The sequence below is a fragment of the Stanieria cyanosphaera PCC 7437 genome (assembly GCF_000317575.1).
In the GTDB taxonomy this organism is placed as follows: Bacteria; Cyanobacteriota; Cyanobacteriia; order Cyanobacteriales; family Xenococcaceae; genus Stanieria; species Stanieria cyanosphaera.
Genome location: NC_020052.1, coordinates 1 through 12,398, shown reverse-complemented (window position 1 = coordinate 12,398; position 12,398 = coordinate 1). Strand labels below are relative to the sequence as shown.

Sequence of the window (12,398 nt, the reverse complement as noted above, 5' to 3'; positions counted from 1 at the left end):
AAATCAATTTGAGGTGACAGAAAAATCAAAAATCGTATTTTTCGTTGTAGCGTGTCTAAACTCAATCCTTGTATAAGGTTGAGGTGACAGATTTTTTTTTTGTAACAAGCTTTGTACATACCTTAAACCCTATCTATACGGTCATTCTCAATAAGAAAAAGTATGCAGGGTTACAAACATACTAAACAAAGGTATAAACCGTACATATCAATTCTTTTGCTTATTGACATGTTGATAAAAGTCTATGATAAGCTAAAAAATCATATGTAGTATTCAATGATTTATACTACAAAAAAATCGACACCTATTTTGGTATCAATCTAATACATTTTTATATTTTCTTAAGAAAATTCTGGAGTACTTAGTAATTCAGAAAAGCGACAAATATTTTCAGGTGTCACAGCAACTATAGTAGGTTCGTTAGCTGACTCTATTAAATTAGTTTTAAGTCGATATTCTTCATTAGCTCTTAATACTATTAACGCAGCAAATAGAAGTTTAAATTTGTTACCACTATCTAAATGTCTATCCAAGTTTAGTGATGAATTAAACTCTTCATTACCTTTTTTAATACTATCTGTAATTAAATTTCTTACAGATTCTATTGAAGTCTGAGATTTACTATTACTATTATTTACTGCTAATAATTCAAAACCTACACCTACCGTATGTGCTTTAGCAAAATTGTAATAGTTTATACTTGATATTAATTCAGTAACACCATAAGGTTCTAAGTCTTCTAACTTAATCTTTTTCCAAAAACTGTAAGTTAGAAAATTTTTAGATAAATTATCAAGTTTACCTAGTTGATTGACTCTTTCAAAGTTACGTAGCTGTTTTTCATTTTGAAAGAGAAACTGCGATCGCGTAATCAGTTTCATAATTTTGAAAACTTTTCGAGAGAACCCCATAGGATGAGCTAACCTATCAATTCCTGACTCTAAAAATTTGATAGCCTCACGGTTGCCTTCACCAAATTTGATAATCTGATTTTCTGAGTAAATTACAGGCTCTCTATAACCGTTTTTAAGGCAGTCAAGATACCAGTTGAGTAAATTACTATCACTACCCTTAAATGACCTTGCTTTGACCTTTTTAAACTCTTCTGAAAAGTCATACTCAGTACCATCGATCAGAATATGCTGACCATCTAAACCTTTACAGTAGTTACCCGAACCAGTATTGTAAAACTCAGTAAATAGGGTAGTTTTTACATCATTGCCAAGATTATCTTTGAATAGTTCATCTTTTAACTCGTAACCGTAACGATTGCTTGGTACGTGACTTTTACCTACATCATAGAAATCGTGTAAATGTTGAATAAAATTAGCTTCAACCCAATCTTGATTTATTTCAGTTTTTGCCAATCTAGACTCGATCGCAGGTTGATAATCTAACAAGTAGTCAGGATTATTCTCAATAATATCCTTAAACTTAAGACCTACTGGTACTGATTTCCAGTTGAAAGTACAACCATCAGTAATAACCTGAAAACCGTTGAGAGCATTAATCATCAACCAAGCTGTAGCTCTCGGAGATGCTGTAATTTGGTTAGCTGCAAGTAAGTTGTTGACTGGTAAATTTTCACAAGCCAACGCACCATAACCACTATTCAGAAATAGTTTATAGACTTCCTGTATAGGATTACCTTGTTTCTTATAAGCACTGCGTTCGCTCTTAAGTTTTTGATAGTAATCACCAATTGGAAAAGCTAAACAAAGATTATCCTGACAATAATGTTTAATATTGATTTTGCAACCCTTATCATTAGTTGACTCGTAAATAGGTTCTTGAGGATAAAAAGGTTTTCTAGCTTCAAGTTCATCAACAGATTGACAAATCATTTCGTTGGGAACAAAGACCGCACAATCTACTAATAAATCTAAATACTCATCAATCCAAATTTTTGGTAATAGTTTGATGCAATCCCATAGATCGGCATTGATTAAACCAAATTTAATTTCTTTGGTCAGCAAGGTTGACTCAGCTTCTTTGTTGCTAACTTTGAAAGCATTAAACAGGTTGATTGACTTTCTACCAGGATCGATATCAAAGACAGTTTTAAATTTAACTTGCTTTGGTTTAAAGTCTAGATCGCTAAGAATAATAGTATTGATAGCTTCGGTTAACTTGCCAGACACCCTAACAATCCAACCATCTCTAGGGCTATTTTTTTTAATAAATTTAAGCCATTCTCTAAGAGTAGGTTTGTATTTTTTCTCTTTATAGGTAGTGATTACAGGTTGACCTAGGAATATAGTCAACGAGCAAAGACGGGTAGCATAACAGCTACTCATGTCTAAATCACCAAGCAAACCTTTTATGTAGGGATAACGTTGACATCTTGTATATAGCAACCCTCCTACAGTTCTTAAGGGTTGAATACCAAAATCATTCAGTTCAGCATTTTGAATACTTTTAGCTTGACCTAACGCTTTATACTTTTGAATGGTTTTAGTTCTATCTTTATCGTTGTCAGGGTTAAAATGCTTGTGGTAAAGGTCATTGATAAACTTAGCAACATTAGAGCCAGTGGTATCTTTAACCTCAACTGTATCTAGTCCAAAATTGCCACGAATATTGTCTAATAACTCTTGATGCTTTTCAGATAGTTTGTCAGTAGCTAAAACATCTGTACATCCATAAAGAGCAAATAAAACAGGATCGAATTTTCGTAGCAAACTCATATTAGCTTTGATATCCGAGGTAGATTTTAGACCTAGTTTGGTAGCTAATTCCTCAGTCTCAATATTAATTTTAGTCGTTTCAGCTTGGTAAACTTTGCACTGGTTGTCAAGACCTCTACCTGATAAAACAGGAAATCGATTCATAGCATCACGAAGTCTAATGCCTATTTCATAGAGTTTTCCATCAATCCATAGGGGATTTATAGCTATTAAACCTCGACTAGTTTTGATAACTCTACGAGACTCTAAAGAAGCTTCTAAAAAAACAGGTTGCCAGTTTTTACCAATAATTTTAAATAGATCGACATCAGCAAAAAAAGCCAATAACTCAATGGTTAATTTAGGTAATTCAACTTCAAGATGGTAAGTTTTATCTTTTTGTCTTTTACATATAAGCTGTTCACGATTGAGGTTGTACAAACTTAAGATTTCATCGTATAAACCACTATCTAACGATTCTTGAAAGGTTATTTTTATATCATGAGTAGAAGTTAAACCATCTATGCTATTTTCATAAATATTATATATTTCAGCTAATAATACTCTTAATGACTCATCATCAATAAATTTAGCATCTATACCTAAATCTTTTAAAGGATAGCTAATAGGATTAAAATTATCATTTAACTCTTCAAGTTGATATGATAATCCTACTTGATAATTTATTTGAGGTAAGTACAATTGTACTGAATCAACTTTTAAGCGATCGCTATTAGTAAATTCTGTATCATAAACAATTTTTAGTTCATTTATAAAAGTTATATCTAGAGATGATTTTAGAGGTTTTTCTAAAATGTCTGCTTTTAGAGTCTTGAAATCAACGGCATAAGGCATTAGATTTTGGAATAGAGTTTTATGTTTTTGACGGGTAACAATTGGCGTTGTACCCGTTGTTTTTTTTACTTGATGGTTTTGATTAGCTCAAGAGATTTAATGTCAATCTGAGAAAGGTTACGCTTTTTGGCAGATTTGAGAAGCTTAAATTTGACAGTTTTATTTTTAAGTACATCAAGATCGATATTTAAGTTTTTACCTTGTTCATAAGCTTCAATCACTTCAGCTTCTGTACATAAACCTAACTGAAGACACAAAACTGTAAGTTTGCAGTATTCACAACCTGAATTATTACTATACTTTTGACCGCTAATTTTAGTACCAGTCCATAATTTGATATTGACTGGTTTTACAGTACCTTCTACTAAAAAATCGAACTGAAATTGTTCTTGTTCAAATTCGTTATCCTCAGCATCTATAAAACTGATGTTGGCAATAATTCCAATAGCGTAATCGTTGTTAACTTTAACTTGATTGGCGGTTTTGACTTGTAATCCCATGATTTTTAATTTTGGTGAAAAGGTTATTAACTTTTTGAGTGATTAAGCGATCAGCAAAGCTGGCACTGCGTGATCGCACTTCGTAAGGTTCGATCAAAATCAGATATTTTCAATTGGTTAGAAGATTCTTCAGATACCATTAGTCGTTTGTGTAGACTCATGTATTCCAGCGCAATTTTTTCAGGAAGTAATTCCCATCTCCAACAAGGCATATAGTACATAAATATCTTAAATTGAATGTCACTATCCAAAATAGTACATATATAAGGCTTTGAGACTGTTTTTGCTAAAAGTGGGTTTTTCTTTTTAAGAAATGTTAAGCATATCCACCTTTTTTCCCTACCAAATACTTACCGTTAGCCCAACACTCACCTGAAGGTTTATTTCTAGAATGATTAAGCTTAATTATTTCAGCATGACATTCTGAAACTGATATTAAATAATCTTTACGTAATTTTTTTATCTGTTTATTTTTAGATTTAGACAATATTTCTAATAAATGTTCAAGAAAAAAAAATCCTTCCATATATGGTTCTCTCAAACTATTGTCATAATGACTTCCAATAGTTTTAAAAGTGTTTTTTTCTAATATTGTTAAAGGTTTATTAGTTGCTACTTTTGCACATATCTTTTTCCAAATATAATATTCTTTTCTAAAAGCTTGTGGTGAAAAAACATAGTAAGGTAGCAAACATTTTGAAAAACTATAATAAGATAACTGTTCTAATATAAATTTTAATGAATCACCAGGATTACCAGGTTTTGATTTATTTTTAGGACAATCGTATGTAGAAAGTAAAATATAAGGTGTTTTTATATAAAAAGATTCGATATAAGACCATCCAAAATTTAATAAGCTATATAAATTAATCCATTTGTAAATATTAAGCATCATCAAATCATTAGGTCTAAATCTAATCTGAGATTCAATAAAACTTTCAATAGATAAACCTGAAAAATAAGCTTGTAATCCTAACGCTATACATTTCCAATAAGCACTTTCTAATTTATAATGATCTACTTGATCTTTACTAGCTTCAAAGAAAAAAGTAATTTTTACAGGTGGTAATTTGTAAATAGTTTTTATAAATTCAATTTCAAGTTCTGTAACAGGTTCAATCATCAAAAATCAGTACTCCAATTACGTTTTTTTAAAGATATAGACTTATTAAAAGTAGTTGTTTTTTTATTATCAACATTATCATTTTCAGGTTTTATAGGTGGAATAAAGCTAGCTTCTAATTGTGACCAATTCATTCTAGTTATTCCTACTAAATGTGCTGCTGCTAAACTATATAAAGCGCAATCTAGAGGCTCGTTATTGTGTATACCTGCTAGTTTTTCCCAAACAAAATAATTTTGTCCTGCACGATGTTTTTTAACTTGTACTTCACTACAAAACCCTTGAAAGTAATTAGTATCTAAACCTTTTGGAAAGTTAATATATTTACTTCCAGGTGTTTCAATTTTGCTTCGATAGTAAAGAACTTCTTTACCACTATCGACACCTAAAACATAAAGCTGAATGCCTTTATGAATAACCCTACCTTTATGAGTAATATCCATGTGTCGTGGTCGGTTGACAAATAACTTACCAGAACCAGCTTGACCTTTAATAGCAAAGACATGAAGATGTTTGAGTTTACGTACTTGGTTGTAAACATCTTGAGTTAGATAACCTGAGTCTACACAAGTAGCAATCGTTTTTATTTGGCAATCATTAGGAAGTAAATAAGGTTTAGTAATAACATTGACAAGTTGTTGCCAAACTTCATTTTCTAAAGGATTACCCAAGATTTGATGATGGTCGATCAACCATGATTGCTCGCCACGACCATAACCCCAAATTGAAACTTCTAAGCGATCGCCTTGAACATCAACACCTGCTGTAAGCATTAAAACACCATCAGGAATTTGACCTCGTTGGTAGGTGCTAGCCTCAGAGCGTTGGTGTAATTTTTCCCAATCAAGACTATCACCAAGGTTATGCTCAAAAGGTAATCCTAGACTTGAATTGACAAACACTTGTAACTGTAAAGGATCGTGCTTTGATGTCTCATAGTCATAAGCCATATCAATCCAATTAACCCAAGGGCTAATCAATCTGTTGCAATGAAAACCTACATGATTAGCATTTTCAGGTTTAGCGGTGGCAATCCATTCACCAGAACGCACCATACTAGATTTATAACTTTCAGCTATTGGTGTCTCACAAGATTCACAAATATAGTAAACACCAAGATCGGGATTAAAATCATTACTACCTTTACCTGAATATTGAATGCGTTCCCAAACAAGATGTTGCTTATAACCACAATGAGGACATGGTACAAAAAATAATCTTTTATCAGATTTTTCGTAACTATCTTCAATTCTGCTAGCACCTTTGATACTAGGTGTTGACACCAGAATAACTTTGTAATTCCAATAAGTTGTAGTTCTTTGAATTGCCAGATCGACGGGATCGCCCTCGTGGTTACAATTAGCAGGGTATTTGTCAATTTCGTCGCACAATAACAGCCTAATCGACATAGATGCTAGTGATGCAGGAGAATTAGCACCTGATAGACATAGCAATCCACCTTTAAACAGTTTCATTAAAATTGTTGATGCTGCGTTTCTTTCAGCTTGAATGATTTTGTCAGACAATACTTTAATGTCTGAAATCATAGGAGATAATTTTTCCTTACTGTAGCGTTGAGCAAGCTGAATAGTAGGTTGAGTAAACATGATCGGACACGGATCGATGTCTATATATCTAGCGATAATGGCGTTACAAATGGTTGATTTACCCGTTTGTGCGCTAGTCATGATCGTTACTTTTCTAACATGAGACTCACAAACAGCATCCATCAATCCTGATTGATAAGGTGCGCGATCGCGTCTCCATAATCCAGGTTCAGCCGATGTTTGAGGTAATTGTAAATGTTTCTCACACCAATCACTTACCAGAATTTTGGCTACAGGTTTGAGAAATTTACTTTTAACTTGCTTGAGTAAGGTATCAGCATCCATCGTCTAATTCTTCTAAAGATTCATCGACTAACTTACAAAGCACATCGTTAACATCTTTAACAGTATCAACTGTAGACAGTTCTAGAGCGACCTTATTAGGAATTGATTCTAACTTGGCTTTGAATTTTACTATTGAGTAACTCCAATGCTGTTCGAGTTCGCGATCGCAAATTAATTCACCTGTTGCCATTGAAAGCTTAATTTCTTGAATTTGAGCAATAGCTGTTAATAATCTAGTACGTACTGCTATTTTTTCCTGTTTTTGTTTTGATATAGCTAACTTCAGATTATATGGGTCTAAAAAATTTAGCTGTTCTTGTAATTTTTTTACTTCAAAAGTTAATTCAGTAACGAAAAATCTTATCATTTCAATGAGATCGTATTTTTCATCAAAATTTGGTTTTAGATTATTTACTGCAAGATAATTTAGTATCTCTTCATAGCTTACGTCTAATAATTCTTCAATCTGATTTAATTTTAAAAGTACAGGTTTTTGACGTACAACACTTAAAGAACTTACCTCAAACAGCTTACTATGGTTGACTTTATGAGTAATAATATCTTTTAAAGTAAGTTTTAAATCGCGTTCTTTAGCCCAATTTCTAATGTACTGATTATTAGCACCAGACTTTATCATTGTCTCAATATCTGATTTTAAATTAGAGATACAAATAGGACATTTACCCATAGTAAGCAATCAATTTTTCAATTTCAGTATTGTTTAACTCGTAATCTAAATAGCTTTGAGCCGATTGAGTTGTTTCTTCAGTATGTCCCATGATTGCTTTGACAAAAATATCCTCAGTACAGTTATAAATAGCTTCAGAGTTACGGTACAGTTGCCAACAGATAGCTGCATAAGCCGATCTGAGATTGTGGGGATTGAGATAAGTATCTTTTCCTGATGGTATAGGTAAAAGCTTGTTATCCTGAAACTCTTTTCTAACTTTTAATCCCAATTCCTTACTACCTTTTGGTCTTTGTCCAGGTTGATGAGGGGTATTGATTCTCAACCAATTAATAGCATCTTGAATTGTTTCTAATGGTGCTAATAAAGGTATATTGTAAGGAATATCATCATTATTTTTGCGTTTAACTTGTCCTGAAAATAACGATGATTCGATATCAAACTCTAACCAATCTGAAATTAAAGACTCATTCTCTATATCAAAAAAAGGGTTATCAAACTTACCAGTTATTAATAGTTCTTCATGTCTACGACCAGTAAGTAGATATAAACCTGCAACTTTTGAAATGTAGCTATCGCTGTGTAGTAGTGACTTAGCACATTCGATAGCATCAACAGCCTTAAAACTAGGTCGATTGGTTTTATCTTGTCTAACTCTTTGGCGATCGCGTTGGTTGACATCATTTTTTTCATGCTTGGCAAGATTGAAATATTTCAACGCTTTATGTTCTAGAACTTTATCACCATTAACTATTTTTCTAATACTATTTTTATAATTAGTTTCTAATGTTTTTATAGCATTTCTGTATGCTGAAATTTGGGTTTTAAGTCTACGAGCATCACCTTTAACACCATTAGGATAACCTTTTACACTATAAACAGTTTCAATTGATAACTCATTTCTTAAATAGTCTAATTCTTGATTACAGATAACTTTAATCTCAATAGCACTTGTTAAAGGTTCTAATTTTTCTAAAAATTCATCTATTCTAGCAATAGCCATTTTTATACTCCTAACAATTCTTCAAACGAAAAACCTTTACCTTTTCTATTATCAATATCTGTAAGATTATGCTTAAAGTTATGGTCGCTAATCATTAATTCATGTTCAGCAAACCATTTGTTAATAGATTGTCTGTTGCTACCAGTTAATTTGAATATGATACCTTTGGTAATGCAAACCTTATCAGATTTTTCTGATTGAGCGTTGTTATGTTCGATGATGGTATTAATAGCTTGCTCAATTTTAAAGTTTGCAGCACCTTTAAAAGTAGCTTTTTGCATTTGCTCTTCAGTCATTGACTCTAGTTGAGCTTGTTTATCAGCAATGCTGTTAAGATATCTCGAACGCTGCAATAAACCATCTTTTGCTACTTCATCTAACTGCATCTCACTATTAGTTAGAGCTTTTTTTACTTCAGTTTCTTCTAGGTTAGATAAGCTAAAACTTTCAAGCGATAAGCTAGATTTATTAGTTTCTAATTGACTATAGTTTTTTAGTAAATAACCAATAACCTCACCCTGGCTCATATTTAGGTCTTTGGTTAATTGGTCTAATATTGCTTTTTCGTCTTCATTAATTAAACTACCTAGTTTTATTTTCTTACTCATTGGTTAACTCCTTTTTACTTACTCTTATATACTAACATTATCTTTATCACTGTACAAGTATTTTATAAATGTTTTATATTAATATTACTATAGTAAATATTTAACGATATATGAAATACTTATACATATATAAGAGTTAAAAAGGTTAACAAGTCACTGAAAATTCAGACAATAATTTTCTAATAGAAATTTCTAGATGAGCTTGTATTTCATTAGGATCGTTCATTTTGGCAATATCTTTAGAAATATCTTCAACCATGTTCAAGCACATTTCACGAAAACTTTCACGAGCTTGCGCGAATACGCGATCGGCATCCTTGGCATTAACTAGACTATCCTCAAGTATTTTTAGCTCGTGTTCTCTAATTTTTGCGTTGGCAGTAATTACCTTGATTGATTGTTTCATATTTTCTAGTTGTAACGATTTACTACTTGATTTGTTGTTGGCAATCTCTATTTTTTCATCGAGACTACTAATCTGTTCTAACAACGAATTGTAATAGTAGTTAAAACTAGAAACTAAACAGTATTGAGCTTTTCCAGGTTTGTCTATAACCTCATTTGTAGCCCAATAGCTAATAGTGCGATCGCTAACACCTAAAATTTTTGATATTTCAACTGCGGTTCTTAGAAATTCTGTATTAGTCATATTTGATTATTAGTTTTAGCTTTTTCTATAGCTTCAATTATCAAAACTTCAACCATATTGCTCATAGTGCGATTATTGACTTTTGCAAGTTGTTCTAGTTGTTTTTTTAGGGATGGTGTCAAATACAAAGACATCCTTTTTTTCATCTCTGTATCATTCATATATAAGTCAGTGTTAAACATCTATACACAATCATATAGAGGGTTTAACGCTACCATTATCAATGATAGCGTAACGATAGCGTTTAAATGATATATTAAATTTAAAGTTGATACTAATAAGGAGTAAGTAATGACTGATGAGGAATTAAGACTAGTAGTAGAATCGAACTCTCGGGCAATTCAAGCCATGATTGAACAAAGAGTTACTGATAGATTAGAACACGAGGAAAGAATTAGATTTTTAGAAGAAACTCAACGCCAAGTAACTCAAATACAGCGAGGACTAGCTAATCTAGTTAGTTCTTTAGATGAAGATAGACCTACAGTTCTAAGAAAGCTTACAACTATTGAAAACAAAATAGATCGAATTCTAGAAAATCAGTAAATAATTACGCGATCGCATTAAGTAGCATTAGTGCGATCGCTATGAAAATATAATCTATGAACATGATACAAAATATCTTGAGCAAGATTTGTAGAGTATCAGATAAGTTCTCTCAAACCTCTACAAAGGTTAATACAGACTTAGTATCTGAAAAAGTTAACAAATCATCTCATAGTGAAAAGCTTATAGATAATTGCCTTAAAATCCACGATTATTTTACAGTTTTGCAAAAAGCATTAACATTTGACGAAGACAATATAGATAGCTTTGAAAATAACTATCGTCATATCATTGATTTCTTAATAGAGGTTAACTGGAAAAACCATAATATTGCTGAAACTATAAGTTATGAAGAATTTCATAGAATACTTAATAGTAAAAAATAAATTCTACTACTTATAGCTTAGTAATTTTAGAGAACTATTTATATTAAGTGAATAGTTCTCTACCATATAAAATATTTTGTGCAAGAATAAAACATAATTGGTCTTTACGTATTTTTTTAGTTACTAATTTTTGTTCTTTAGCTTTTTTATATAAGCGATTATAATTTGCACCAGCTAAAAATTTTGCAAAGTCATTAACTTTTTTAAGTTTTATAGCTTTACATGATTTTGTAATGATTGCGTTAATAAAGATGCTGAATTTGACAAGTATAAACAGAGAATAGTAAAAAACAACAGCAATTGCTGAAACAGTTAGAAAAGATTGTGTAGCGTACATATTTAATTAAAGTTTTGAAGCGATATTTATATAATACATTATAATACAAAAAAACGTCAAGATTTTCTTAAGAAAATATAAAAATGTATTAGATTGATACCAAAATAGGTGTCGATTTTTTTGTAGTATAAATCATTGAATATTACATATTTATTTTTAATTTATCATAGATTATTATCAATATGTCAATAAGCAAAAGTGTTGATATGTATAGGTTAGACCTTTGTTTAGTATGTTTGTAACCCTGCATACTTTTTCTTATTGAGAACAACCGTATAGATAGGGTTTAAGGTATGTACAAAGCTTGTTACAAAAAAAAAATCTGTCACCTCAACCTTATACAAGGATTGAGTTTAGACACGCTACAACGAAAAATACGATTTTTGATTTTTCTGTCACCTCAAATTGATTTTTGTAGTTGTTAAGTTTTGTTTGACAGAAAATGCTGTATTTAGGGGGGGTTATGGACTTATCTGTCAAACTGATTAAAGCGGTTGTGAAAACCCCCCCCGATCTGGACACCAAGCCAATCATTTTGTCTCGAATAAGGTTTGATACCTAAAAACCTATTAAGACTGCTAAAAACCCCCAAATTGTTGCGCTGGTGAGATACTGCATCGAGATCGAGATCGCTATTCTCAATCGAGATGAAATGCGATCGCATATTAAGTAATAATCCTCAACCATTGACAAACTTCTACCAACAATATCCAATCTTGTAAGCTTTTAACTAATATATAAAACTAGATAAAATTAGATAATTACTGTTAGAAATTATCAAAAATAAAAGGTACTTACTAGCAATTTACAATGCGCTGTTTCGGAGGCGCGCTGTTAATAATAACACCAAATATTAAACCTAAAAATATTTCTACAACAAACACTTGACACTATATATAACTCTTGTTGATTGTCTAAAAAATCAACATTTATGAAAAAAAATTTTTTTTGGAAAATAACTTTTACAAGACACCTATACACCCACACAAGACACCTATACACCCACACAAGACACCTATACACCCACGCAAGACACCTATACACCCACACAAGACACCTGTACACCCACACAAGACACCTATACACCCACACAAGACATCTATACACCCACACAAGACACCTATACACCCACACAAGACACCTAT

General features: G+C 31.6%; 12 protein-coding genes. 2 read left to right on the top strand and 10 right to left on the bottom strand.

Translation table 11 applies throughout. The annotated features are described in order from the left end of the window. Positions 1-341: 341 nt before the first annotated feature. From STA7437_RS24510 to STA7437_RS27835, 9 genes are all read right to left on the bottom strand, one after another. On the bottom strand, positions 342-3,521 hold the full coding sequence (locus tag STA7437_RS24510) for a hypothetical protein (protein ID WP_015328698.1): 3,180 nt from the start codon (positions 3,519-3,521) through the stop codon (positions 342-344). 65 nt (positions 3,522-3,586) lie between these two features. Then, positions 3,587-4,021, bottom strand: a complete 435-nt coding sequence (locus STA7437_RS24505; RefSeq protein ID WP_015328697.1) for a hypothetical protein — start codon at positions 4,019-4,021, stop codon at positions 3,587-3,589. A 316-nt stretch (positions 4,022-4,337) separates the two neighbouring features. Then, on the bottom strand, positions 4,338-5,144 hold the full coding sequence (locus STA7437_RS24500) for a hypothetical protein (RefSeq protein ID WP_015328696.1): 807 nt from the start codon (positions 5,142-5,144) through the stop codon (positions 4,338-4,340). Next, positions 5,144-7,036 (bottom strand): phage terminase large subunit family protein, encoded by a 1,893-nt coding sequence (locus tag STA7437_RS24495; protein WP_015328695.1) that lies wholly within the window; start codon positions 7,034-7,036, stop codon positions 5,144-5,146. Before STA7437_RS24495 ends, STA7437_RS24500 begins: the two co-directional genes overlap by 1 nt. Then, positions 7,026-7,724 (bottom strand): hypothetical protein, encoded by a 699-nt coding sequence (locus tag STA7437_RS24490; protein ID WP_015328694.1) that lies wholly within the window; start codon positions 7,722-7,724, stop codon positions 7,026-7,028. The genes STA7437_RS24495 and STA7437_RS24490 overlap by 11 nt, the downstream gene beginning before the upstream one ends. After that, positions 7,717-8,727 carry a telomere resolvase gene (locus STA7437_RS24485; protein WP_015328693.1) on the bottom strand — a complete coding sequence of 337 codons (1,011 nt, stop codon included), beginning with the start codon at positions 8,725-8,727 and terminating at the stop codon, positions 7,717-7,719. The genes STA7437_RS24490 and STA7437_RS24485 overlap by 8 nt, the downstream gene beginning before the upstream one ends. A 2-nt stretch (positions 8,728-8,729) precedes the next feature. Next, positions 8,730-9,335, bottom strand: a complete 606-nt coding sequence (locus STA7437_RS24480) for a hypothetical protein (RefSeq protein ID WP_015328692.1) — start codon at positions 9,333-9,335, stop codon at positions 8,730-8,732. A gap of 145 nt (positions 9,336-9,480) precedes the next feature. Beyond that, positions 9,481-9,984, bottom strand: coding sequence for a hypothetical protein (locus STA7437_RS24475; protein ID WP_015328691.1), 504 nt, complete (start codon positions 9,982-9,984; stop codon positions 9,481-9,483). After that, a complete protein-coding gene (locus STA7437_RS27835; RefSeq protein WP_407696437.1) occupies positions 9,981-10,118 on the bottom strand; it encodes a ribbon-helix-helix domain-containing protein in 138 nt (45 codons plus the stop codon). Before STA7437_RS27835 ends, STA7437_RS24475 begins: the two co-directional genes overlap by 4 nt. A 157-nt stretch (positions 10,119-10,275) precedes the next feature. Here STA7437_RS27835 and STA7437_RS24465 point away from each other — a divergent pair, with 157 nt between their 5' ends. Then, positions 10,276-10,530: a hypothetical protein gene (locus STA7437_RS24465; protein WP_015328689.1), complete on the top strand. Its 255-nt coding sequence runs from the start codon at positions 10,276-10,278 to the stop codon at positions 10,528-10,530. Between the two features lie 56 nt (positions 10,531-10,586). After that, complete coding sequence (locus tag STA7437_RS24460) at positions 10,587-10,916, top strand: hypothetical protein (protein ID WP_015328688.1); 330 nt, start codon at positions 10,587-10,589, stop codon at positions 10,914-10,916. 43 nt (positions 10,917-10,959) lie between these two features. On the opposite strand, the gene STA7437_RS24455 is transcribed toward STA7437_RS24460, so the two are convergent. Next, complete coding sequence (locus STA7437_RS24455) at positions 10,960-11,253, bottom strand: hypothetical protein (RefSeq protein ID WP_015328687.1); 294 nt, start codon at positions 11,251-11,253, stop codon at positions 10,960-10,962. Between the last annotated feature and the right edge of the window lie 1,145 nt (positions 11,254-12,398).